A 23,159-nucleotide genomic window follows, 5' to 3' on the forward strand; every position below is an offset into this window, starting at 1 on the left:
GGCGTGCGGAGGCCCGCCGAGCGGGCCCCCGTAAAATCACGCGTCAGATCACATGGGCATCGAGGCCACGCCCGGGGCGAGGAAGCGGGGCTGTGCGATGCCGGACCTGTCCAGATACGGCGTGATGCCGCCGAGATGGAACGGCCAGCCGGCGCCGAGGATCATGCACAGGTCGATGTCCTGCGCCGCCGCGACGACGCCCTCGTCCAGCATGATCCGGATCTCCTCGGCCAGCGCCTCCAGCACCCGCTCGCGCACCTGCTCGGCGGTGGACGCCTGGGAGCCGCCCGCGAAGAGCGCCGCCGCCTCCTCGTCGAGCGTGAGGTCCGGCAGGTAGACGCCCGGCTTGCCGGCGGCGACCAGCTTGGCCAGGTTCGCCGAGACGCCGAACCGCTCGGGGAACGCCTCGTGCAGCGTCTCCGCCACGTGCAGGCCGACGGCGGGCCCGACCAGCTGCAGCAGCGCGAACGGCGTCATCGGCAGGCCCAGCCCGTCGAGCGCGTGCTCGGCCGTCTCCAGCGGCGTGCCCTCGTCCACGGCCGCCACGACCTCGCCCATGAAACGGGTCAGCAGCCGGTTCACCACGAACGCCGGAGCGTCCTTGACCAGCACCGACGACTTCTTCAGCGCCCTGCCCACCGCGAACGCCGTGGCCAGCGTGGCGTCGTCCGTGGCGGCGCCCCTGACGATCTCCAGCAGCGGCATGACCGCGACCGGGTTGAAGAAGTGGAACCCGACCAGGCGCTCGGGGTGCGCGAGATCGGCGCCCATCGCGGTCAGCGACAGCGAGGAGGTGTTCGTGGCCAGCACGCATCCGGCCGGGACCACCGCCTCCACCTCGGCGAGGACCTGCTTCTTGACCGCCAGGTCCTCGAAGACCGCCTCGATCACGAAGTCGGCGTCGGCGAAGGCGTCCTTGGCCGGCGAACCGGTCACCAGCGACGTGAGCCGGTTGGCCTGGTCCTGCGAGACGCGGCCCCTGGCCAGCAGCTTGCCGATCTCGTCCCGCACGTACGCCACGCCCTTGTCGAGCCTGGCCTGGTCGAGGTCGGTCAGCACGACCGGCACCTCGAGCCGGCGGGCGAACAGCAGCGCCATCTGCGAGGCCATCAGCCCCGCCCCGACGATGCCGACCTTGGTCACCTTGCGGGCCAGCGACGGGTCCGGCGCGCCCGCCGGCTGCTTCGCACGCCGCTGCACCAGGTCGAACGCGTAGAGCCCGGCTCGCAACTCGTCGCCCGTCAGCAGGTCGGCCAGCGCCTCGTCCTCGGCGGCGAACCCCTCGTCGCGGGTGGCCGTGCGGGCCTGCGCGATCAGGTCGAGCGCCCGGTAGGGGGCGGGCGACGCGCCGCGCAGCTTCATGTCGACCAGGAACCGCGCGTCGCCGACCGCCTTGTCCCAGCCGTCGTGCTCGGGCCGCTCCACGACCATCTCGCCGTTGATCACCCGGGCGGCCCAGCGCAGCGACTCCTCCAGGAAGTCGGCGGGCTCGAACACGGCGTCGGCGACGCCCAGCTCGTACGCCTCCTTGCCTCTGGTCAGGCGGTTCTGGGCCAGCGGGTTCTCGATGATCAGCTTGACCGCGTTCGCCGGGCCGATCAGGCGTGGCAGCAGCTGCGTGCCGCCCCAGCCGGGCACCAGGCCGAGGAAACACTCCGGCAGCGCCACCGCGGTCACGCCCGAGGAGATCGTCCGGTACGTGCAGTGCAGCGCGACCTCGAGCCCGCCGCCCATGGCGGCGCCGTTCACGAACGCGAACGACGGGATCGGCAGCTCGCCGAGCCGGCGGAACACGTGGTGGCCGAGCGCGGCGACGGCCAGCGCCTCCTCGCGGGTGGCCAGCGCCGTCGCGCCCTTCAGGTCGGCGCCGACGGCGAAGATGAACGGCTTGCCCGTCACGCCCACCGCGGCCAGGTCGGTGCGCTCGGCGATCTCCGACAGGGCGCCGTTCAGCGCGAACAGGCCGTGCGGGCCGAACGTGTTCGGCCTGGTGTGGTCGAAGCCGTTGTCCAGGGTGATCAGCGCCATGGTGCCCGCGCCGCCGGGCAGGCGCACGTCGCGTACCAGCGCCTTGGTGACGACCTCGTCGGTGCCGCGCTCGCTCAGCAGCGCACGCCAGTTCTCCAGCTCGCTCATGCCAGGTTCTCCCAGATCACAGTGCCGCCCATGCCCAGGCCGACGCACATCGTGGTGATGCCGTAACGCACGTCCGGACGCTCGCCGAACTGCCGCGCGAGCTGCGTCATCAGCCGCACGCCCGAGGAGGCCAGCGGGTGGCCGTAGGCGATGGCGCCGCCGTAGGGGTTCACGCGGGGGTCGTCGTCGGCGATGCCGAAGTGCTCGAGGAAGGCCAGCACCTGTACGGCGAACGCCTCGTTGATCTCGAACAGCCCGATGTCGGAGATGTCCAGGCCGGCCAGGCGCAGCGCCCGCTCCGTGGACGGGATCGGCCCCACGCCCATGACCTCGGGGTCCACGCCCGCGAACGCGTACGACACGAGCCGCATCTTCGGCGCCAGCCCCAGCTCGTCCGCGACCTCCTTCGCGGCCACGACGCAGCCGGTGGCGCCGTCGTTGACGCCGGAGGAGTTGCCCGCCGTGACGTGGCCGTGCGGGCGGAACGGCGTCCTGAGCGCGCTCAGCCCCTCCATGGTCGTGCCCGGCCTGGGCGCCTCGTCCTCGACCGCCAGGCCCCAGCCCTTCTCCGCCGTCCTGATCGCGGTCGGCACGAGGTCGGGCTGGATCCTGCCGTCGGCGTAGGCCTTGGCCGCCCGCTCCTGCGACAGCACCGCGTACGCGTCGGCGCGCTCCTTGGTGATCGACGGGTAGCGGTCGTGCAGGTTCTCCGCCGTCATGCCCATCACCAGGGCGCTCGGGTCGACCAGCTTCTCCGACAGGAAACGCGGGTTGGGGTCGACGCCCTCGCCCATCGGGTGGCGGCCCATGTGCTCGACTCCGCCGGCGATGGCGACGTCGTACGCGCCGAACGCGATGCCGCCCGCGACCGTGGTGACCGCGGTCATCGCGCCCGCGCACATGCGGTCGATCGCGTAGCCGGGCACGGTCTTCGGCAGCCCCGCCAGCACCGCCGCCGAGCGGCCGATGGTCAGGCCCTGGTCGCCGATCTGCGTGGTCGCGGCGATGGCGACCTCGTCGACGCGCTCGGGCGGCAGGCCGGGGTTGCGCCTGATGAGCTCGCGGATGACGCGGACGACCAGGTCGTCGGCGCGGGTCTCCGCGTACAGCCCTTTCGGCCCCGACCGGCCGAAGGGTGTGCGCACGCCGTCGACGAACACGACGTCACGAGAGGAAGGCACGGATTCGCTCCTCGTTCGCTGAATGGGGTTCCGCGCCTATGCTACTCGTCGGTAACTACTCCGAGGACGAGGGCGGCGGTCAGCAGCGCGTACACCGCCGCCGTCGCCGGCTCCCAGAGATGGGCGCGGGCCGCGAGCAGGGCGGCCACCGCCACGGCCGCACCCGCCCAGAGCGCGCCCGTCCGGAGCGCCGCCGCGCGCGGGCGCGGGCCGTGGCCCGGATCCCACGGATCGCCGGGGGAGGCGCCCGATCGCCTGGCGCGCGCCAGCAGCCCCAGCGCGTCGCGGGCCCACCACAGGAGGAACAGCACCCCCGCCCCGCAAGTCGTCACCGCCAGCGCCTCCACCGCCCAGCTCAGGTCGTCGGCGACGGCGTACAGGGCGGCCTGGTCGAAGAAGCCCGGCGTGGTGCCGCCGAGCAGCAGCGTCACCGCCCAGCCAGCGGCGATCGCGAGCCGGCTGAACGGCCGTGTCCCGCCCGAGCGCGCGGCGCCGTACAACTCGTGCTCGCGCCACCGGACCAGGCGGGCCCGCACGCCCCAGGCGTACTGGGTGGCGGTCATCGCGGGCAGCGCCGCCGCGAGGGCCACCAGGGACAACACCGCGAGCGGCGCCGTCTGCTCCCTGGTCGGCGCCCGGTCGGCGAGCAACTGGGCGGTGGTCAGCACCGCGATCGAGGCGGACAGCGCGACGAAGGCGCGGTGGCGGGCGGCCCGGGCGCGGGCCCGCAGCCCGGCCACCTGCTCGGCGCCTGGAGGGGGCGCCATCTCGGTCAACAGCATGACCGTCATGATGGCGTCACCCGGCGTAGCGACGCCCGCGATTCGCGTCCATTGGATGGAGCCCTCGCTGCCGCCGGCACGGTCGGGGCTCCGGGGGCGAGCCGCCGCCGCGTCAGGCCGTGACGCCGGCGTCCACGGGGATGGCGGCGCCCGTGATGGTGCGCCCGCCGTCGCCGGCGAGGTGGGCGACGGTGGCGGCGATGTCGCCGGGCGAGCAGTAGGCGCCGAGCGCCGTGTAGCCGCGTTCCGCGTCGGCCTCGGGGCTGTCGGCGGGGTTCATCTCGGTGTCGGTGGAGCCGGGCTGCACGACGTTCGCGGTGATGCGGCGCGGACCCAGGTCCCTGGCCAGGCCCTTGGCGAGGCCGACCAGGGCGGACTTGCTCATCGAGTACGCCGTCCAGCCCGCGTACGGCACCCGCTCGGCCAGGCTGCTGCCGATGAAGACGATGCGGCCGCCGTCCGGCAGGTGCCGGGCCGCCGCCTGCGCCAGCACGAACGACGCGCGGGTGTGCACGGCCAGCACCTCGTCGACCTGGGCGAGCGTCACCTCCTCCAGCGGTCCGTACGGCGCGATGCCGGCGCTGCCCACCACCACGTCGAGCCGGCCCAGCTCCCGCGCCGTCCGCTCGACCGCCTCGACGAGTTCGCGCGGGTCGGCGGCCTCGGCGCGCAGGGCCAGCCCGCGCCCGCCGGCCGCCTCGACCTCCTTGACCACGGCGGCGGCCCGGTCGCCGGCGCTTCGGTACGTGATGGCGACGTCGAAGCCGTCGCCGCTCAGGCGCCGCGCGATGGCCGCGCCGATGCCTCTGCTGCCGCCGGTGACGAGGGCGACCTTGCGTTCCATGACTCCTCCTCGAATCGGAATGCGTTCCGCTTAAGACCGTAAGCGGAATCGATTCCGGATGCAAGCGGTGCAAGGATGGCGATCGTGAGACGCGAGCGCAGTGACGCGGCCCGCAACCGCGCGAAGATCCTGTCCGCGGCCGAGCGCATCGTGGCCGCGCACGGGGTGGAGGGCCTGTCCATGGCGGAGGTGGCGGCGGCGGCCGGAGTGGGCGTCGGCACGCTCTACCGGCGCTTCGGTGACCGGTCGGGCCTCGCGTACGCGCTCATCGATCGGCGGGAGCGGGAGTTCCAGGCCGCGTTCCTCGAGGGCCCGCCGCCTCTCGGTCCGGGGGCCGACCCGGCCGAGCGGGTCAGGGCGTTCCTGCGGGCGCTGGCGGACCGGACGGTCGAGCAACTCGACCTGCTGCTCATGGCCGAGACGGCGAGCCCGCTGGCCCGCTTCGGCGGCGCGTACGACGCCTACCACGGTCACCTGGTCATGCTGATCGGCCGGCTGCGCCCGGAGGCCGACGCCTACTGCCTGGCCGACGCGCTGCTGGCGCCGCTGTCCGCCGAGTTGCTCGCCCATCGGCTCAGGAGAGGCGGGGTGGGTGTCGAGCGGATCACGTCGGCGCTCGACGAGCTGGTGTCCGGTCTCGTCCGCTGAGGCGCCTGCTGCGTCGGCAGTTTTGGGACGCACGTTACACAGTGTGTTTTTAGGGAAACATGTGAAATTTCCGGACAAGTGATGGTCGTGTCTGCTAGGAAAGGGCGGGTCGTATTCGTATTAGAGAGGTTCCATCGTGGCGCGCGACGAGAACGACAGGCCATACGAGGATGGGCAGGGTAGGTCGTTAAACCCGGAGATGACGGGTGATGTGCTGTCCCCGCGGTGGAGCACTGAAGACACCGACGAGCAACCCGCCATCCAGGTGGTCGGCAACGAGACCTACATCCTTCCGCTTGAAAAGGGCGCCGAGCCCCAGTTGATAGAGCGGCGTGACGTCCTTGACGACCCCGGTCATCACGACGTGCTCAGCGGGACGACCTCGGCGTACGACGCCGGCGGTTCGCATGACGTGCTCGACGGGGGGAGCGCCCCGCGTGACGTGCTGGGTGGCGGCGATCCCCATGACGTGCTGGGCGGCGGGAGCGACTCCCACCGTGACGTGCTGAGCGGTTCCAGCGGGCACGAGTTCGGCGGCCCGAGCGGCCCGCACGAGTTCGGCGGGCCCAGTGGCGCGCACGACTTCGGCGGTCCGAGCGGCCCGCACGAGTTCGGTGGTCCGAGCGGCCCGCATGACTTCGGTGGTCCGAGCGGCCCGCACGAGTTCGGCGGTCCGAGCGGCCCGCATGATTTCGGTGGTCCGAGCGGCCCGCACGAGTTCGGCGGTCCGAGCGGCCCGCACGAGGTGTTCGACGAGCGCGGCTCCCGCCACGCCGACGACGAGGCCGCCTACCTTCCGCTCGACCGGGGTTACGAGGCGGACGACCGGGATGACGACAAGCCCAAGCGCGGCTTCCTCGGCTCCGGCTGGACCGACGATTCCGCCGAGGGACGTTCCTCCCGCGGCGGCGGCGGTGGCGGCGAGGGCGAGGTGCGTCACCGCACCCGGGTCCTGCTGGTGGCGGCCGCCGCGGTGGTGCTGGTCGGCGTCGGGGTGGGCTGGATGCTCACCGGTACGTCCTCCGACGACCCGTGCGCCGGCGGCAGGTGCGCCAGCGCCGGAGAGGTGACCGCCCCCTCCGACTCGGCCGTCCCCTCGGAGGAGGAGCAGACGCCGGTGGAGGAGGAGACCGAGCCCGTCCCCTCCGACTCGGCCACCGACGAGCCCACGGAGCCGGCGCGGCCGGACCGTCCGCAGGGGCAGACCCGTCCCACGCGCGAGCCGCAGAGCCGCCCGTCGCCCACGCGCGACATCGGCGACCCGACCACCAAGGCCAGCCCCAGGTCCACCCGGGCCCCGCAGGGTCAGATGCGGGACACCGAGACCTCGAACGAGACGCGGGTGACCAAGGAGCCGAGGACCCCCAGCCAGGAGTCGCAGGATCAGCCTCCCGCGACGCAGCCGACGCAGGCCCCGGTGCCCGAGCCCGAGCCGACCGAGGAGGAGCGGAAGGGGCTGCTCGACATCCTGTTCCCCTGGGCGTAGGGCCCGGGCGCAGGACAGACCACTCTCCGTGTGGGCCGCCGACCGCGGTCCACCCGTAGGATGCGGATCCAGGTGCTGGTCTGGCAGACTTGGAAACCGCTTTCCTGGGAGGTCTCGTGGTCACGCTTGAAGACGTCGCCAAGCAGGCGGGCGTCTCCCTGGCGACCGCCTCGCGGGTGCTCAACGGCAGCACCCGCCAGGTCGGCGCGGCTCTGCGGGCGCGGGTCGAGCAGGCCGCCGACGAGCTGGGCTACCGCGCCAACATCGCGGCCCAGACGCTGGCCCGCGGCGCGAGCAACGTCATCGGCATCGTCGTCCACGACCTGACCGACCCCTATTTCGCGGCCCTGGCCGACGGGGCGATGCGGGCAGCGGCCACCGAGGGCCTGCTCGTCATGGTGGGCACCACGCACCGCGACCCCGAGCAGGAGATCGCCTACGTGGCGACGCTCAACGCCCAGCGCGTCAGGGCGGTGCTGCTGGTCGGCTCGCGCGTGGCTGACCCGGCCGTCACCGGGCGCCTGCGCGACGAGCTGGCCCGATACCAGGCGGGCGGCGGGCGGGCGGCCTGCGTGGGCCAGGACCTGCTCGGCGTCGACACGGTCGCGCCGGCCAACCGGCAGGGCGCGGCCGAGCTGGCCCGGGCCCTGGCCGATCTGGGGCACACGCGGTTCGCGGTGCTGGCGGGGCCGCCGCATCTGGTGACGGCGGCCGACCGCTGCGCCGGGTTCGTCGAGGCGCTGGAGGAGCTGGGGCTGCCCGCGCCGCAGGTGATCCACGGGCCGTTCGACCGCGACGGCGGCTACGCCGCGGCCACGCAGGCAGGCGACGCGACCTGCGTATTCGCGGTCAACGACGTGATGGCGGTCGGGGCGCTCGCGGCCTATCGCGAGCGCGGCGTCCGGGTGCCCGACGACGTCTCGGTGGCCGGGTTCGACGACATCGTCACGCTGCGTGATCACGTGCCCGCGCTGACGACCGTGCGCCTGCCGCTGAAGGACATGGGGGCCCGGGCGCTGGAGCTGGCGCTGGGTGAAGGAGATCCGGTCGTGGTCGAGCAGGTCGCGGGCGAGGTCGTGCTGCGGGAGAGCGTGCGGAGGATGACATGAGGCTGGCGGTCAGCACGCTGGGCATGCCCGGCGAGGGGCTCGACAGGGCGATCGAGATCGCGGCCGGAGGCGGTTGCCAGGGGCTGGAGCTGCGCCTGCACCCGGAGACCGGCGTGCACGCCGGCCTGGACGCCGCGGAGCGGCGGTCGGTGCGGGAGCGGGTGGAGCGGGCGGGCCTGGAAATTTCGGCCCTCGCTGGATATGTCGGCGTATGTGAGCCCGGGCCGGACGAACCCGTCATCGCGGCGCTCCTCGCCGACCTGCGGCTCGCCGCCGACCTGGGCGCTCCCGGCGTGCGGGTCTTCCCCCGTGGCGACGATCCGGCCGTCGGCGCCCGCAGGCTCAAGGCGGTCTCCGGCACGGCGGGCGCCCTCGGCTGCCGCGTTCTCGTCGAGACGCACGACGACATGGCCACCGGCGCCGCCGTGACCGTCCTGCTCGCCGAGACGGGCTGCCCCGAGACCACCGGCGCGCTGTGGGACCTGCTGCACCCTTGGCGCAACGGCGAGCCGCCGGCCGACTCGCTCGCCGCGCTCGGGCCTCACCTGGCGTACGTCCAGGTCAAGGACGCGGTCGCGGCCGGCGACACCACGCCGGTGCCCTTGTGGACCGGGTCCGTGCCGCTCGACGAGGCGGGCGGGCTGCTGCGCGGCGCGGGCTACGCGGGCTGGGTGTCGCTGGAGTGGGAGCGCACGTGGTATCCGAAGGTCGCTCCGGTCGAGGAGATCCTGCCGGGCGCGGCCGAATGGGTGCGACGTTTCACCGCTTAGATAGGGGGATGTCCCCATCGAAGAACAAAGTGCTCGTCGTCGGGATGGACGGCCTGCGCTTCGACCGGCTCCAGGCCGTGGGCGCGCCGGTGCTGGCCGAGCTGATGGCCTCCGGCGCGTACGGCACCAGCATGCTCCCCTACGGTGAGGCCGGCACACCGCGTACGGAGTCGCCCGGCGAGGTCGTGCGCAAGACCTCCGAGCCCCCGGCCGGCGGACGGGTGATCAGGTCGCGTACGGACTCGGGGCCCGGCTGGTCGTCCATCGCCACCGGGGCCTGGCCCGACAGGCACGGCGTCGTAGACAACGGCTTCACCGCACCCCAGTTCCAGAAATTTCCGGACTTCCTGACTCGCGCGAAGAAGGCCCGCCCCGAGCTGAACACCGCGGCCTTCTTCTCCTGGGCGGCGCTCGCGGAGCACGGCGCGTTCGGCCCGGCGGTCGACCACCGGTTCGTGCTCGACGGATACGCGATCGGCTGGGCCGAGGCCGACAAGCAGGTCGCCGCAGCGGCCGAGCGGCACCTGGCTGAGACCGACCCGGACGCCGTGTTCGTCTACCTGGGCGACACCGACGAGGTGGCCCACGATCTCGGCCCGCACTGTCCCGAGTACACCGCCGCCCTCCAGACCCAGGACGCCTACCTGGGGCGCCTGCTCGACACCGTCCGCGCCCGGCCCTCGTACGCGCGCGAATGCTGGACCGTGCTCGTCACCACCGACCACGGTCACGTGGACGAGGGCGGTCACGGTGGCGTCGCGGAGGAGGAGCGCACGGTGTTCGTGATCGCCAACCGGCTGGGGGAGCACCTGGGCGGCCGTTTCCTGGCCGGTCCCCGGCTGGTCGACGTGGGCCCCACGGTGCTCGCCATCCTCGGTGTGGCCGTCGATCCCGCGTGGGACCTGGACGGCGCGCCGCTGGAACTATGACGTCTTTCATCAAGTGTTGAATTTCTGCCGGGAAAGCGTGACACTCGTGTCAGGACGCCGAACGGCAGGGGTATATCTGATGAACACGGCACTGGATTTCTCCGAGATCGACGCGGGGATGCTCGCAGAGGTGGGCGGAAAGGCCGCCAACCTCGGCGAGCTGACCAGGGCGGGGCTGCCCGTACCACCCGGCTGGGTGCTGACCACGCAGGCTTACCGTCAGGTCGCCGAGGGCCTGGAGACCAGCGGCGACGGGCTCGCCGAGCGCGCCAGGCGGCACCTGCTGCGGGCCCCGGTGCCGGACGCCGTGCGCGAGACCATCGTGAAGGCGTACACCGCGCTCGGCGACGACGTGCCGGTGGCCGTGCGCTCCTCCGCCACAGCCGAGGACCTGCCGTTCGCCAGCTTCGCCGGGCAGCAGGACACCTTCCTCAACGTGGTGGGCGAGGACGCGGTGGTCGACGCCGTACGCCGCTGCTGGGCCTCGCTCTGGACCGACCGCGCCGTCGCCTACCGCGAGTCGAACGGCATCGACCATGCCGCCGTGCGGCTCGCGGTGGTCGTCCAGACCATGGTGGACGCGCGGGTCTCCGGCGTCATGTTCACCGCCAACCCGGTGACGGGCCGGCGGCGCGAGGCCGTCATCGACGCGGCCCCCGGGCTCGGCGAGGCCGTCGTCTCCGGCGCCGTGAACCCCGACCGCTTCATCGTCCACGGGGGCGAGATCCTCGAACGCCAGGCGGGCGACAAGCGGCTGGCCGTCCGCGCGCTGCCCGGCGGCGGCACGGAACGCGTCGAGACCCCGCCGGACGGAGAACCCGGGAAAGAACTCTGCCTGACCGACGCCGAGGTGCTCGCCCTGGCCGGGCTGGGCACGCGCGTCGAAGACCACTACGGCGCCCCCCAGGACACCGAGTGGGCCATCGACCACGACGGCGGGCTCTGGCTCACCCAGGCGCGCCCGATCACCACGCTCTACCCGCTGCCGGACAACCCCAGGCCGGGCCTGCGGGCGTACTTCTCGTTCAACGTCGCCCAGGGCGTCATGGGACCGATCACGCCCATGGGGCTGTCGGCCCTGCGGCTGGTCGCCTCGGGAGCGGTCGGACTGTTCGGCTACGGCCCCGCCGACCCCCTCGACGGCCCCGCCTCCATGACCGAGTCGGGGCAGCGGTTGTGGATGGACCTCACCACCGCCGTACGCAGCAAGGCCGGCCGCGCCATCATGCCGCGCATGCTGCAGCTCGGGGAGGCGCGCACGGGCCCGGTCATCGAACAGCTGGTGACGGATCCCCGGCTGCCGCTGACGTACACCTCCCGCCGCCCGGTGATCCGCGGCCTGAGCCGCTTCGCCCGCCGCATCCACGCCCCCTCGCGGGCGCTGCTCGCGCTGACCAGGCCGGGCAAGGCCCTGGCGTACACCGCCCGCGTGGGCGAGATGATCGACCGGCGCCTGCCGCCGCCGCCGGAGGCCACCCCGGAGCAGCGCCTCGACCACGCCCAGCGCGTGCTGTCCCGCGCGTTCCCCCTCATCGTCTCGATCATGCCGATCGTGGTCACGGGCTACGGCCTGTTCGTGTTGTCCTCCAAGCTCTCCGGCGTGCCGATCGGCGACATGCAGGACGTCCTGCGCAGCGTCCCCCGCAACCCGACCACGGAGATGGACCTGGAACTGTGGGACCTGTCCACCCGCGTCGAGCCCGAGCCGTTCATGACGGAGCCGGTGGAGGAGCTCGTCCGCCGCTACCGGGCCGGCACGCTCCCGCCCATCGCCCAGCGAGAGATCACGAGATTCCTGGACACGTACGGCCATCGCGGAGTCGCCGAGATCGACCTGGGCGTGCCCCGCTGGTCGGAGGAGCCCGCGCACATCCTCGGTGTGATCGCCAACTACCTGCGCATGGACGGCGACGCCGCCCTCGCGCCCGCCGCGCTGTTCGCCAAGGGCGCGCGGGAGGCGCGGACGGAGATCGCCCGCGTGGCCGCCGAGGCCGGACGCAAGGGCCGGTGGCGGGCCGCCGTCGTGCGGTTCGCGCTCGGGCGCACCCGGATGTACGTGGGGTTGCGCGAGCTGCCCAAGTTCTACGTGGTCAAGCTCCTCGCCGGGGTGCGGCGGAGCCTGCTGCAGGTGGGGGAGCACCTGGTCGGCCTCGGGGTGCTGGACGCGGCCCGGGACGTGTTCCTCCTCGACCTGAGAGAGGCCAGGGCCGCTCTGGCGGGCGGCGACCTGCGCGGGCTCGTGGCGGAGCGGCGGGAGGCGTACGAACGGGAGTCGCGCCGCAGGCACGTGCCCAGGGTGCTGCTCTCCGACGGCACCGAGCCCGAGGCGCTCGCCACCCCCGCCCCTGCTTCCGGCTCTGGTGGCGCGCTGATCGGGACGGCCGCGTCGGCGGGCACCGTCACGGGCGTGGCGAGGGTGGTCATGGACCCGATCGGCGCGCACCTGGAGCCTGGCGAGATCCTGGTCTGCCCCTCGACGGACCCGGGCTGGACCCCGCTGTTCCTGACGGCGGGCGGGCTCGTGATGGAGATGGGCGGCTCCATGTCGCACGGCGCGGTGGTGGCCAGGGAGTACGGCATCCCGGCCGTCGTCGGCGTCGCCGACGCCACCCACCGCGTCACCACCGGCCAGAAGATCACCGTGAACGGCGCCGCGGGCACCGTGACGCTCCCGACCTGACACCTCCGGCGGCCGGGCGGCCGGGATCACGGCGGGGCGGAGACCGGCCAACGCCCGGGAGGCGCAACATCACCGGCGTAGTCGTGCCGTCCCTCGCGGGGAGCGGCGTCACCGGCGGAGTCGTGCCGTCCCTTGCGGGGAGCGGCACGCCCCGCGGGTCAGCCGGTGGCCGGCACCACGTCCTCGTAGCGGGCCTTCATCGTGGCCACCACCTCGTCGGGGTCGGCGGCCCAGATGTCGGCGTTGAAGATCTCCACCTCGACGTCGCCGGTGTATCCGGCGGCCAGGACCGCCTTCGTGATCGGCGGGAACCCGATCACGCCGTCGCCCATCATGCCCCGTCCGAGCAGCACGTCCGCGGGCAGCGGGTGCAGGTAGTCGCACACCTGGTACGACGCGATCCTGCGGCCCGCGCGGGCGATGTCCTCGAACAACCTCGGGTCCCACCAGACGTGGAAGGTGTCCACCACCACGCCGACCTGCTCCTCCGGGTAGGCCAGGCTCAGATCGAGCGCCTGGCCGAGAGTGGACAGGACGGCCCGGTCGGGACAGTAGACGGGGTGGAGGGGCTCGAGAGCCAGCTTGACCCCCCGCTCCCCGGCGTAGGGGGCCAGCTCCGCCAGCGCCTCGGCCACCCGCTCCCGCGCCCCGGCCAGATCCCGCGAGAACCCGCCCGCCGCCACGCCGCCCGCGTTCGCGGTGCCGGTCGGTAGCGGCTCGCCCGGTGTCACCCCGGGCAGGCCGCCCACCACCATCACCAGGCAGGCCGCCCTCAGCTCCGCCGCCTCGTCGATGGCCCGCCGGTTGTCGTCGAGCGCGCGGACGAAGGCGCGGCGGCCCTCGTCGCCCGGCAGCCCGCCGGCCGTCATGAAGCCGCCCCGGCACAACGACGACACGCGCAGCCCGGCCTCCCTGACCAGCTTCACGCTCTCCGCGAGCCCCTGCTCGGCGACGTTCTCCCGCCACAGCCCGATCGCCTCCAGGCCGTGCCGCACGCATCCGTCCACGGCCTCGGCCACGGTCCAGCGCCGGGTCGTCCGCTGGTTCAGTGAGAGCGTCACAGCCCGTTCACCGCCAGCAGCGCCTTCATGCGGCGCACGGCCAGCTCCTGGTCGGCCAGCAGCCCGGCCTGGTCGGCCAGGCGGAACACCTCCGACAGGTGGAGCAGCGAGCGGGCCGACTGGGCGCCGTTCACCATGGCGAACGCGTCCTGGTGGCCGTTGAGCCAGGCCAGGAAGACGATGCCGGTCTTGTAGTGGTACGTGGGCGTCTCGAAGATCTTCCTGGACAGGGGGACGGTCGGTGCCAGGATCCCGTCGTACGACGCCAGCAGCCGGTCGCGGTCCGCGTCGTCACCGGCGGCCTCGGCCGCGTCGAGCACCTGCAGCGCGGCCGCCGCCGCCGGGGCGATGGCGTCGAAGATGCCGAGCAGCGCGTGCGAGCCCGACCGGATCAGCGACGGGTAGTTGAAGTCGTCGCCGGTGTAGAGCTTGACCCCGTCGGGGAGTGCGGCGCGCAGCCCCACCTCGTGCTCCTCGTCCAGCAGCGACACCTTCACCCCGTCCACCATGGACGCGTGGGCGTGGATCAGCTCCAGGAACGACTCGGTCGCCGCCGCCACGTCGGGCGCGCCCCAGTAGCCGGCCAGCTGCGGGTCGAACATCTCGCCCAGCCAGTGCAGGATCACCGGCCGGTCCACCAGGCCGAACAGCTTGCCGTACACCTGGTGGTAGTCCTTGGGACCCGCCGCGGCTCCCGCGAGCTGGCGGGAGGCCATGATGATCACGCCGGCGCCGGCGGACTGCACGGTCTCGATCTGCTCGGCGTACGCGGCCGTGATCGTGTTGAGGTCGGCGGCCTGGGGCGCGTGGTCGGTGCCCGCGCCGCAGGACACCAGCGTCGCGGGGTCGCCGGCCGTACGCGCCTCGGCGGCGCTGCGGCGGATGAGCTCCTTGGTGGCCGTCCAGTCCAGGCCCATGTTGCGCTGGGCGGTGTCCATGGCGTCCGCGACGCGCAGTCCGTGCGACCACAGGTGGTGGCGGAAACGCAGGGTGGCGTCCCAGTCGACGGCCGCGGGGGAGCCGGGCGTGTTGTCGCCCAGCGGGTCGGCCACCACGTGCGCGGCGGCGTACACGACGCGGCTGGTGGCCGGGGAGTCCGGCACCGGCCAGGCCGTCCGCTCGTTCAGGGTGTACGCCCCGATGCCGGGCAGGTCGATCCTCACAGCTGCGGCACCTCGATCCTGCGGCCCTCGGCGCTGGAACGCAGCCCCAGCTCGGCGAGTTGCACGCCGCGGGCGCCCGAGGCGAAGTCGTTGGGGAAGGGCGCGTCCTCCACCACGTGCCGGACGAACGCCTCCCACTGGACCTTGAACCCGTTGTCGAACTCGGCGTTGTCCGGCACCTCCTGCCAGCCGTCGCGGAAGCGCGCCGTGGCCGGCAGGTCGGGGTTCCAGACGGGTTTGGGGGTGGCGGAGCGGTGCTGTACGCGGCAGTTGCGCAGGCCCGCCACGGCGCTGCCGTGCGTGCCGTCCACCTGGAACTCGACCAGTTCGTCCCGGTTCACCCGGACTGCCCACGAGGAGTTGATCTGCGCGATGACGCCGCCTTCAAGCTCGAAGATCCCGTACGCGGCGTCGTCGGCGGTGGCCTGGTACGTGGTGCCCTGCTCGTCCACGCGAGCGGGGATGTGCGTCGCCGCCCTGGCGTAGACCGACTCGACCCGGCCGAACAGGTTCTCCATGACGTAGTGCCAGTGCGGGAACATGTCGAGCACGATGCCGCCGCCGTCCTCGGCCCGGTAGTTCCACGAGGGCCGCTGCGCCTCCTGCCAGTCGCCCTCGAACACCCAGTAGCCGAACTCGCCGCGCACCGACAGGATCCGGCCGAAGAAGCCGCCGTCGATCAGCCGCTTCAGCTTGAGCAGGCCGGGGAGGAACAGCTTGTCCTGCACGACGCCGTTCTTGACGCCCTTGGCAGCGGCGGCCTCGGCCAGCGCTACCGCCTCCTGCGTCGACTCGGCCGTCGGCTTCTCCGCGTAGATGTGCTTGCCCGCCTCGATGGCCTTGAGCACGGATTTGACGCGGGCGCTGGTGACCTGGGCGTCGAAGTAAATGAGGTTGCCGTCGTCGGCGAGGGCCGCGTCCAGTTCCGTAGTGAAATCCGAAATGTCATGCTTAGACGCAATATCTGCAAGTTTGTCGGCATTACGACCGACCAGTATGGGCTTGAGCTTGACCTTTCCGCCGTCCGAGAGCGTGACACCGCCCTGCTCGTTGATGGTCAGAACGGAACGGACCAAATGCTGGCGATAGCCCATTCGTCCGGTGACGCCGTTCATCACGACGCCTATGGTGCGCACGCTCATGAAGATCCCTTCGGGACAAACGGGTGGAAAGCGCTTTCCCGAACCGTACGGCTCTGCGGCCCAGGGCGTCAAGTGGCGCGGGCCGTCAGGAGGCCCGGACGCCGGGTGGCGGCCCCGCTCGGAGGCCGCCGTGCTCAGCGCTCGCCGCGCGGCTCCAGCCTGGCCAGCGCCTTGGCGATGGGGTGGGCGGCGAGCGACAGCTGCCACTCGCGCGCCCCGAGCTCGCGCAACCGCGCGGTCACGCTCTCGTCGGTGATCTCGACCGGCGGCTCCCAGGTCAGTCTGCGGACGGCGTCGGGTTGCAGCAGGTTCTCCGTCGGCATGTGGAGCTCGTCGGCCAGCGCGGACACCACCGCCCGTGCCGCCGCCAGCCGCTTGGCGGCGGCCGGATCGCGGTCGGCCCACCGGTTGGGCGGGGGCGGCCCGTCGCCGGGCGTGCTCGGCTGGGGGAGCTGGCTGTCGGGCAGCGTGCGGGCCCTGGCCACCGCGGCGAGCCAGTCGCTCATGTGCCGCCGCGCGCTTCGCCCGGTGAATGCCGAAATTTCGGTCAGTGCCTTCTTGGTGCGGGGCCCTTCGAGCGCCGCGGTGACGATCGCGGCATCAGGCAGCACCCTGCCGGGCGCCAGGTCGGCCTCGCGCGCGATGCGATCGCGCATGGTCCACAACTCGCGCACGATGGCCAGCGCGCGTACGTTGCGCACCTTGTGGATGCCCGAGGTGCGGCGCCACGGATCGGACCGCGGCACGGGCGGCGGGGTGTTGAGCACGGCGGCGAACTCCTCGCGCGCCCACTCCAGCTTCCCGCTCTCCGCCAGCTGCAAGTGGAGCACGTCGCGGAGCTCGACCAGCACCTCCACGTCGAGCGCGGCGTAGCGAAGCCAGTCTTCCGGCAACGGCCTGGTGGACCAGTCGGCCGCCGAGTGGCCCTTCTCCAGCCGCAGCCCGAGCACGGTCTCGACCATCGTGCCGAGGCCCACGCGTTCGTAGCCGAGCAGCCGGCCGGCCAGCTCGGTGTCGAACATCTCCCGCGGCCTGAAGCCCAGCTCCATGAGGCACGGCAGGTCCTGCGAGGCGGCGTGCAGCACGATCTCCGCGTCGGCCACGGCCTGGTCGAGGGCGGACAGATCGGGGCAGCCGACCGGGTCGATCAGCGCGGTGCCGGCGCCGGCCCTGCGCAGCTGCACCAGGTAGGCGCGGTTGCCGTAGCGGTAGCCGGAGGCACGCTCGGCGTCGACGGCGACGGGGCCGCCTCCCGCGGCGAACCGCGCCACGACCGTGGCCAGCCCGGCCGCGTCCGCGATGACCGGCGGGATGCCTTCGCGGGGTTCGAGCAGCGGCTCGACTGTGCGTTCTTCTGTCATTCGACCTTTTCCGTGGCTACTCCGACCCACAGCCGGAGAGGAAACGCATTCCAGCGTAGCGAGGCAGGGAAACGTGGTGCGTACCCGGGCGGATCGGCGTCGGAGCGCGCATCACGTCTGGTCGTCATGTCGGCGGGGCAGCGCGGCCACGTCGGGCGGGAGCGGCGGGATCCCCGCCGCCAGGCACATCAGGTCACACCAGGCGGCGACATGGCCGGAGAGATCCTCCTGAGCGGGAGACCAGGACGCCCGCAGCTCGAGCTCGGTCGTGACCGGGTCGTCGGCCTTGTTGCCGAACCCCTCGGACACGGCTCTCGTCACCGTGCCGCCGGCGGCGGAATAGCCGGCCTGGTGCGCGTCGAGGGCCTCGGTCAGCCAGCTCCAGGCCACGGGCCCGAGCAGCGGATCGGAGGTGATCTCCGGCTCCATGTCGGCCCTGACATAGGCGACCAGGCGGAACGGGCCCTCCCAGCCGCGCTGGCCGTCGGGGTCGTAGAGGAGGATCAGCCGGCCGACCGCGAGCTCGTCGTCGTCGCGGTAGACGGAGGCGCCGATGGCGGCGGAGTAGGGGGCCAGCCGCTGCGGCGCGGGCAGGTCCTCGAGCTCGATCTCCGGACGGACCTCGGACAGCCGCAGACTCTCCGCCGCGCGGGTGAACTCGGCGGGAGGCGGTGGCTGGTCACCGAGTGTCATAGCCGAAGCGTAGGTCGAAGACGGACGGAAGGGGACCACGGGGGTGCTCATCTTTGGTGATCAAGCCGCTGCCGTAACGAGCGGGCGAACGGGCCGGGTGGACTCGGCGGAGCCGAGAAGGATCGCGTGTCCGCACTCGGCGCAGGCCCACTCGGGGCACTCGCCCTGCTCGTGCCCGTCGGCGCACGGAGGCTGCTCGAACGGGCGCACACCGGCACAGGACGGGCAACACTCACTGCGGCGCTCTGGGAAACTCCACAACGCGGGCATCGCACGAGTCATCGAAGCGGGGCCTTTCTTCGGGTTGTGGCTCCGACGTTGGCACGAGCCGCTGACAATTCCCCGCAACGCGCTCGGCGTGTCCCGAAAGTGGTCGCTGAATCGATGCCGCGCGGTTGCTTGGCGAACATTTGGCTCAGTCGAGACCGGCTCTCTGGGCGGGCATGGGGTGTGTTCGACCGTACGGGACGCCGACGCCAAGCGGACCGGTAAACCTTCATCCGGCTATCTGATCATGATTTGCTAGGTCCAATGGAGGTTTTTCCCGACACGGTCGCTTCGTGTCGCCGCGGAATCCGTCACCGGGCACAGATCCTTCTCCTCCGGGGCATTGGTCCCGCCGCAGGACGCCGTCCCCTGGCGGGACCGGTGCCCCGGCGTGGCACGCTTGTGGGGTGAATCTCGCCGACTCAGCGTTCCTGCGTGCCTGCCGCCGCCAGCCCGTCCCGCACACCCCGGTCTGGTACATGCGCCAGGCCGGGCGCTCGCTGCCGGAATACCTCAAGGTCCGCGAGGGCGTGCCCATGCTCACCGCGTGCGCGACGCCCGAGCTGATCGTCGAGATCACCATGCAGCCGGTCCGCCGCTACGGCGTGGACGCGGCCATCTTCTTCAGCGACATCGTCGTCCCCCTCAAGGCCATCGGCATCGACCTCGACATCAAGCCGGGCGTCGGCCCGGTCGTGGCCGACCCGATCCGCGACGCCAAGGGCCTCGACGCGCTGCGCCCGCTGGAGCCCGGCGACGTGCCGTACGTCACCGAGGCCATCCAGGCGCTCACCGGAGAGCTGGGCGGCACGCCGCTGATCGGCTTCGCGGGCGCGCCGTTCACGCTCGGCTCCTACCTGATCGAGGGCGGCCCGTCGAAGAACCACGACAAGACCAAGGCCATGATGTACGGCGCGCCCGAGCTGTGGCACGCCCTCATGGAGCGCCTGTCCGCCATCGTCCTGGAACACCTGCGCATCCAGGTCGCGGCCGGCGCCTCGGCCGTGCAGCTCTTCGACTCCTGGGTGGGGGCGGTGGCGCCGGACGACTACCGCGAGTTCGTCCTGCCGCACACCCGGCGCATCCTCGAAGGCGTCCGGGACGTGCCGCGCATCCACTTCGGCGTGGGCACGGGCGAGCTGCTGGGCGTGCTGGGCGAGGCGGGGGCCGACGTGGTGGGGGTCGACTGGCGGGTGCCGCTCGACGAGGCGGCCCGCCGGGTCGGCCCCGGCAAGGCGCTGCAGGGCAACCTCGACCCGGCCGTCCTGCTGGCGCCGTGGGACGTGGCCGAACGCAGGGCCCGCGACGTGCTGCGGCGCGGCCGGGCGGCCGAGGGGCACGTCTTCAACCTCGGCCACGGCGTCCTGCCCTCGACCGACCCCGACCAGCTCAAGCGCCTGACCGACCTCGTCCACGAAGCCGGCGACCTGACCTGACGTCACGCCTGCGCCCTGGCCGGACAACCGGGGAAACGCCGAGGTGCGGCGCGGTGCCGGTGTTCAGACGGTTGTGGGGTCCGGGTCGCCCGGTTTCGGGCCCGGGGGAGGAGCCACGACACGGGAACGGGCGGCGCGGTCGCGGCGTACCAGATAGATCACCAGGGCGAGCAGCGGGAGCGAGACGACCGCCCACGGCAGCACCGCGCCGAGCACCGTGAGCGCCACCTTCACGAACGACACCAGCGCGCCCCACCCGGCCTCCAGCCCGCCGATGAAGCCCGCCGGCTCCTCGTCCGGGTCGGCCACCGTGGCCACCGGCCCCACCAGCCGGAGCGTCAACGTCGCCATCGCGACCTGCGCGGCCAGCTCCTTCTGCTGGGCCTGCAGCGACTCCAGGTCCGCCTCGCGATCGGAGATCTCCCGCTCGACCTGCAGCACCTGGCCGATCGTGTCGGCCTTCTTCAGCAGCGTGCGCAGCGACTCCAGCGACTGCTGCGCCGACTTCAGCCGGCTCTCCACATCGGCCACCTGGAGCGTGACGTCCTGGGTGCCCTGGTTCATGGACAGCTGCCTGCCCAGATCCTTGCCGAGCCGGCCGGCCACCTCGGCGTACTTCGCCGGCGGGATCTTGAACTCCAGCATGGCCGAGTCCTCCGTGGCGGTGGCCGAGTTGGTCTCCTCCTTGGACAGGTAGCCGCCGGCCGCGGTGACGATCTGCTTGGCCTGCTGCACGGCGGTGGAGACCCGCTCGGCCCGTACGGTCATGCTCCCGGTGTAGATGACCTGCCGCTCCTGCCGGGTCACCTCGACGCCGGAGACGACGCCGTCCCCGCCGACCCCGTCCGCCTGCCGGGAGGGCCGCCCGGTGGCCTGCGCCTTGGCCCGGGGCTGGTCCGCGTACTCGGGCTGCACCTGGGTGGAGTCCATGGCCGGCGCGGCGGCCCCCGACTCGCCGGCCGACAGGCTGCCGCCGCCACCGCAGCCACCCAGGAGCGTGACCAGGCAGGCGGCCGATAACGCGATGCCGTACCGCATTCGTCTCATGCCCTTAAGACGGCTCCCACATCACCCCGGTTTGACGGCGGAAATCACGGTCCTGCATCTATGGGGGTGTTCATGGCCTCCACTGCGTGGGAGGCGGGCGCGGTGGCCCTGCCCGCCGCCTGCCCGCCGCCTGGCCGCCGCCTGCCCGCCGTCTGCCCGCCGCCTGGCCGACCCGGGCGGGTGGGCGACGTTGTGAGGCGGTAGCGTCGGGAGGCGTGGAAGGGAATCAGGCGCACGTGGTGGTGGTCGGCGGCGGGATCTCCGGTTTGGCCGCCGCGTGGCACCTCCGCCAGGGAGCGGGCGAACGGGTGAAGGTGACGGTCCTCGAGGGTTCACCGCGCATCGGCGGCAAACTGTACGCCTCGGAGGTCGCCGGAGTGAGCGTCGACGCGGGAGCGGAGGCCATGCTGGCCCGCCGGCCCGAGGGCGCCGAGCTGGCCAGGGCGGTCGGGCTCGGGGAGGAGCTGGTGTTCCCCGGCACGACGCGCTCGGCCGTCTACACCAGGGGCACGCTCCGTCACCTGCCGAAGGGCCAGGTCATGGGCGTGCCGTCCGACCTGACCGAGCTGGCGAGGTCCGGCATCGTCTCGCCCGGCGGGCTGCTGCGTGTGCCGCTCGACCAGCTCCTGCCGCCCACCCTGGTGCGCACCGACGTGTCGGTGGCCTCCTACATCCGCGCCAGGATGGGTTCGGAGGTCGTGGAGCGGCTGGTCGAGCCGCTGCTCGGCGGCGTCTACGCGGGCCGTTCCGACATGCTGTCGCTGGAGGCCACGATGCCGCGCGTGGCGGCCGTGGCACGCTCCGAGCGCTCGCTGCTGTCCGCGGCCCGGCAGCTCGTCGAGGACGCGCCGAAGGACGCGGGGCCCGTCTTCACCTCGCTCAAGAACGGCGTCGGCGGCCTGCCCGAGGCGGTCGCCAAGGCGTCCGGAGCCGACATCAGGACCGGCGTGACCGCCCGCGAGCTGCGCAGGACCGAGCACGGCTGGCGGCTCGTGACGGGCCCCGTGCCGAGGCCCGAGACCATCGAGGCCGACGCGGTGATCGTGGCCGTGCCGGGGCCCGCCGCGAGCCGGCTGCTCAAGGACGAGGCTCCCAAGGCGGCGGCAGAGCTGGCCAGGATCGACTACGCCAGCATGGCCATCGTCACGCTCGCCTACCCGGTCGACGCCTTCCCCGAGCCGCCCGCCGTCAGCGGCTACCTGGTGCCGCCCGCGGAGGGCCGGCCGGTCAAGGCGGTCACGTTCAGCTCGGTGAAGTGGCCTCACCTGGCCAGAGACCTGGTGATCCTGCGCTGCTCGATCGGCAGGATCGGCGAGGAGCACCTGCTCCAGCGCGAGGACACCGAGCTGGTGTCGCTGGCCATGGCCGAGATGGGAGAGGTGATGGGCGTGCGCGGGCTGCCCGTGGACAGCCGGGTGACGCGCTGGGGCGGAGCGCTGCCGCAGTACAACGTGGGCCACCTCGACCGGGTGGCCAAGGTGCGTTCCGCGGTGGCCGTGCAGCCGGGGCTGGCCGTGTGCGGCGCGGCCTACGACGGCATCGGCATCCCGGCGTGCATCGGCGCCGCGCGTACGGCGGCCTCCCAGATTCTGGACCACCTGTCGCTACGAGGAGAATGAACACCATGACAGAGGGCGCCGCGCGGCCGAAGGCCCGCGAACTCAACCAGGTGATCCGTTACACGATGTGGTCGGTCTTCCAGGCGACCGGGCCGTGCCCGAGCGACCGCGACGGCCTCGCGCGGGAGGTCACCGAGCTGCTCGACCAGGCCGCCGGGAAGGACGTCGTGACCAGGGGGGTCTACGACGTGGCGGGGTTCAGGGCCGACGCCGACTACATGTTCTGGTGGCACGCGCCCACGCCCGAGGACCTCCAGGACGTCTACGCCCGGTTCCGCCGCACCACGCTGGGCCGGCACAGCAGGCCCGTCTGGTCGGCGATGGCGCTGCACCGGCCGGCCGAGTTCAACAAGTCGCACATCCCGGCCTTCCTCGCCGAGGAGGAGCCGCGCGCCTACGTGAGCGTCTACCCGTTCGTCCGCTCCTACGAGTGGTACCTGCTCGACGACTCCGAGCGCCGGGCGATGCTGGCCGAGCACGGCCGGATGGCGCGCGACTACCCCGACGTGCGGGCCAACACGGTGGCGTGCTTCTCGCTCAACGACTACGAGTGGATGCTGGCGTTCGAGGCCGACGAGCTGCACAGGATCGTCGACCTGATGCGGACGCTCCGCGGCGCGCAGGCCCGCCGGCACACCCGGGTCGAGATCCCGTTCTACACCGGCGCCCGCAAGCCGGTGCAGGAGCTCGTCGCCGCCCTCCCCTGACGCGCGCCGCCGTCCCGCTGCAAAAGATCAAGACCCGAGTTGGCCATCCAACTGTTTTGATCGGCCCGCCTTGTCACAATCAGGGAGATCCCTAATTC

The 23,159-nt window shown here is 72.6% G+C and carries 19 protein-coding genes; 9 read left to right on the plus strand and 10 right to left on the minus strand.

Annotated elements, in window-relative coordinates:
* Nucleotides 1–48: 48 nt before the first annotated feature.
* From E1292_RS24220 to E1292_RS24235, 4 genes are all read right to left on the minus strand, one after another.
* Nucleotides 49–2,136 carry a 3-hydroxyacyl-CoA dehydrogenase NAD-binding domain-containing protein gene (locus E1292_RS24220; protein ID WP_132597507.1) on the minus strand — a complete coding sequence of 696 codons (2,088 nt, stop codon included), beginning with the start codon at nucleotides 2,134–2,136 and terminating at the stop codon, nucleotides 49–51.
* Nucleotides 2,133–3,296 (minus strand): thiolase family protein, encoded by a 1,164-nt coding sequence (locus E1292_RS24225; protein ID WP_220447036.1) that lies wholly within the window; start codon nucleotides 3,294–3,296, stop codon nucleotides 2,133–2,135. The genes E1292_RS24220 and E1292_RS24225 overlap by 4 nt, the downstream gene beginning before the upstream one ends.
* Nucleotides 3,297–3,358: 62 nt before the next feature.
* Entirely contained in the window at nucleotides 3,359–4,099 is a 741-nt protein-coding gene (locus E1292_RS24230) for a hypothetical protein (protein ID WP_132597509.1), read from the minus strand.
* A 112-nt stretch (nucleotides 4,100–4,211) separates the two neighbouring features.
* Nucleotides 4,212–4,943 carry an SDR family NAD(P)-dependent oxidoreductase gene (locus tag E1292_RS24235; protein WP_132597510.1) on the minus strand — a complete coding sequence of 244 codons (732 nt, stop codon included), beginning with the start codon at nucleotides 4,941–4,943 and terminating at the stop codon, nucleotides 4,212–4,214.
* 75 nt (nucleotides 4,944–5,018) lie between these two features.
* Between E1292_RS24235 and E1292_RS24240 the strand changes: the two genes are divergently transcribed.
* From E1292_RS24240 to E1292_RS24265, 6 genes are all read left to right on the plus strand, one after another.
* The gene (locus E1292_RS24240; RefSeq protein ID WP_132597511.1) at nucleotides 5,019–5,591 is read left to right on the plus strand and encodes a TetR/AcrR family transcriptional regulator; all 573 of its coding nucleotides are present in this window, start codon (nucleotides 5,019–5,021) and stop codon (nucleotides 5,589–5,591) included.
* Nucleotides 5,592–5,790: 199 nt separating this feature from the next.
* Complete coding sequence (locus tag E1292_RS52280; RefSeq protein ID WP_181958285.1) at nucleotides 5,791–7,077, plus strand: hypothetical protein; 1,287 nt, start codon at nucleotides 5,791–5,793, stop codon at nucleotides 7,075–7,077.
* A gap of 116 nt (nucleotides 7,078–7,193) precedes the next feature.
* On the plus strand, nucleotides 7,194–8,186 hold the full coding sequence (locus E1292_RS24250; protein ID WP_181958286.1) for a LacI family DNA-binding transcriptional regulator: 993 nt from the start codon (nucleotides 7,194–7,196) through the stop codon (nucleotides 8,184–8,186).
* Nucleotides 8,183–8,956, plus strand: coding sequence for a sugar phosphate isomerase/epimerase family protein (locus E1292_RS24255; RefSeq protein ID WP_132597512.1), 774 nt, complete (start codon nucleotides 8,183–8,185; stop codon nucleotides 8,954–8,956). Before E1292_RS24250 ends, E1292_RS24255 begins: the two co-directional genes overlap by 4 nt.
* Before the next feature lie 8 nt (nucleotides 8,957–8,964).
* Entirely contained in the window at nucleotides 8,965–9,885 is a 921-nt protein-coding gene (locus E1292_RS24260) for an alkaline phosphatase family protein (protein ID WP_132597513.1), read from the plus strand.
* A 79-nt stretch (nucleotides 9,886–9,964) separates the two neighbouring features.
* Complete coding sequence (locus tag E1292_RS24265) at nucleotides 9,965–12,565, plus strand: PEP/pyruvate-binding domain-containing protein (protein ID WP_132597514.1); 2,601 nt, start codon at nucleotides 9,965–9,967, stop codon at nucleotides 12,563–12,565.
* Nucleotides 12,566–12,723: 158 nt separating this feature from the next.
* On the opposite strand, the gene E1292_RS24270 is transcribed toward E1292_RS24265, so the two are convergent.
* The 5 genes from E1292_RS24270 to E1292_RS24290 all read right to left on the minus strand — a co-directional run bounded on the left by E1292_RS24270 (nucleotide 12,724) and on the right by E1292_RS24290 (nucleotide 17,985).
* Nucleotides 12,724–13,626 (minus strand): sugar phosphate isomerase/epimerase family protein, encoded by a 903-nt coding sequence (locus E1292_RS24270; protein ID WP_132597515.1) that lies wholly within the window; start codon nucleotides 13,624–13,626, stop codon nucleotides 12,724–12,726.
* Nucleotides 13,623–14,789 (minus strand): dihydrodipicolinate synthase family protein, encoded by a 1,167-nt coding sequence (locus tag E1292_RS24275; RefSeq protein ID WP_132597516.1) that lies wholly within the window; start codon nucleotides 14,787–14,789, stop codon nucleotides 13,623–13,625. Before E1292_RS24275 ends, E1292_RS24270 begins: the two co-directional genes overlap by 4 nt.
* Nucleotides 14,786–15,931 (minus strand): Gfo/Idh/MocA family protein, encoded by a 1,146-nt coding sequence (locus E1292_RS24280; protein WP_132597517.1) that lies wholly within the window; start codon nucleotides 15,929–15,931, stop codon nucleotides 14,786–14,788. Before E1292_RS24280 ends, E1292_RS24275 begins: the two co-directional genes overlap by 4 nt.
* Nucleotides 15,932–16,065: 134 nt before the next feature.
* Entirely contained in the window at nucleotides 16,066–17,292 is a 1,227-nt protein-coding gene (locus tag E1292_RS24285; RefSeq protein ID WP_132597518.1) for a ribonuclease D, read from the minus strand.
* Between the two features lie 111 nt (nucleotides 17,293–17,403).
* Entirely contained in the window at nucleotides 17,404–17,985 is a 582-nt protein-coding gene (locus tag E1292_RS24290; RefSeq protein ID WP_132597519.1) for a DUF3000 domain-containing protein, read from the minus strand.
* Between the two features lie 698 nt (nucleotides 17,986–18,683).
* Here E1292_RS24290 and hemE point away from each other — a divergent pair.
* Nucleotides 18,684–19,688, plus strand: coding sequence for a uroporphyrinogen decarboxylase (hemE, locus tag E1292_RS24300; protein ID WP_220447037.1), 1,005 nt, complete (start codon nucleotides 18,684–18,686; stop codon nucleotides 19,686–19,688).
* A 63-nt stretch (nucleotides 19,689–19,751) separates the two neighbouring features.
* On the opposite strand, the gene E1292_RS24305 is transcribed toward hemE, so the two are convergent.
* Nucleotides 19,752–20,735 (minus strand): DUF4349 domain-containing protein, encoded by a 984-nt coding sequence (locus E1292_RS24305; protein ID WP_132597521.1) that lies wholly within the window; start codon nucleotides 20,733–20,735, stop codon nucleotides 19,752–19,754.
* A gap of 215 nt (nucleotides 20,736–20,950) precedes the next feature.
* Here E1292_RS24305 and hemG point away from each other — a divergent pair, with 215 nt between their 5' ends.
* The gene (gene hemG, locus E1292_RS24310; RefSeq protein ID WP_165974709.1) at nucleotides 20,951–22,354 is read left to right on the plus strand and encodes a protoporphyrinogen oxidase; all 1,404 of its coding nucleotides are present in this window, start codon (nucleotides 20,951–20,953) and stop codon (nucleotides 22,352–22,354) included.
* Nucleotides 22,355–22,359: 5 nt separating this feature from the next.
* On the plus strand, nucleotides 22,360–23,061 hold the full coding sequence (gene hemQ, locus E1292_RS24315) for a hydrogen peroxide-dependent heme synthase (RefSeq protein WP_439331901.1): 702 nt from the start codon (nucleotides 22,360–22,362) through the stop codon (nucleotides 23,059–23,061).
* Nucleotides 23,062–23,159 lie beyond the last annotated feature (98 nt).

It is taken from the genome of Nonomuraea deserti (assembly GCF_004348685.1).
Lineage (GTDB): Bacteria > Actinomycetota > Actinomycetes > Streptosporangiales > Streptosporangiaceae > Nonomuraea > Nonomuraea deserti.

Coding starts and splice junctions, on each gene's coding strand:
- E1292_RS24220 (WP_132597507.1), bottom strand. CDS start 2,136: ATGAGCGAGCTGGAGAACTGGCGTGCGCTGCTGAGCGAGCGCGGCACC.
- E1292_RS24230 (WP_132597509.1), bottom strand. CDS start 4,099: ATGCTGTTGACCGAGATGGCGCCCCCTCCAGGCGCCGAGCAGGTGGCC.
- E1292_RS24235 (WP_132597510.1), bottom strand. CDS start 4,943: ATGGAACGCAAGGTCGCCCTCGTCACCGGCGGCAGCAGAGGCATCGGC.
- E1292_RS24240 (WP_132597511.1), top strand. CDS start 5,019: ATGGCGATCGTGAGACGCGAGCGCAGTGACGCGGCCCGCAACCGCGCG.
- E1292_RS52280 (WP_181958285.1), top strand. CDS start 5,791: ATGACGGGTGATGTGCTGTCCCCGCGGTGGAGCACTGAAGACACCGAC.
- E1292_RS24255 (WP_132597512.1), top strand. CDS start 8,183: ATGAGGCTGGCGGTCAGCACGCTGGGCATGCCCGGCGAGGGGCTCGAC.
- E1292_RS24260 (WP_132597513.1), top strand. CDS start 8,965: ATGTCCCCATCGAAGAACAAAGTGCTCGTCGTCGGGATGGACGGCCTG.
- E1292_RS24265 (WP_132597514.1), top strand. CDS start 9,965: ATGAACACGGCACTGGATTTCTCCGAGATCGACGCGGGGATGCTCGCA.
- E1292_RS24280 (WP_132597517.1), bottom strand. CDS start 15,931: ATGAGCGTGCGCACCATAGGCGTCGTGATGAACGGCGTCACCGGACGA.
- E1292_RS24285 (WP_132597518.1), bottom strand. CDS start 17,292: ATGACAGAAGAACGCACAGTCGAGCCGCTGCTCGAACCCCGCGAAGGC.
- E1292_RS24290 (WP_132597519.1), bottom strand. CDS start 17,985: ATGACACTCGGTGACCAGCCACCGCCTCCCGCCGAGTTCACCCGCGCG.
- E1292_RS24305 (WP_132597521.1), bottom strand. CDS start 20,735: ATGAGACGAATGCGGTACGGCATCGCGTTATCGGCCGCCTGCCTGGTC.
- hemQ (WP_439331901.1), top strand. CDS start 22,360: ATGACAGAGGGCGCCGCGCGGCCGAAGGCCCGCGAACTCAACCAGGTG.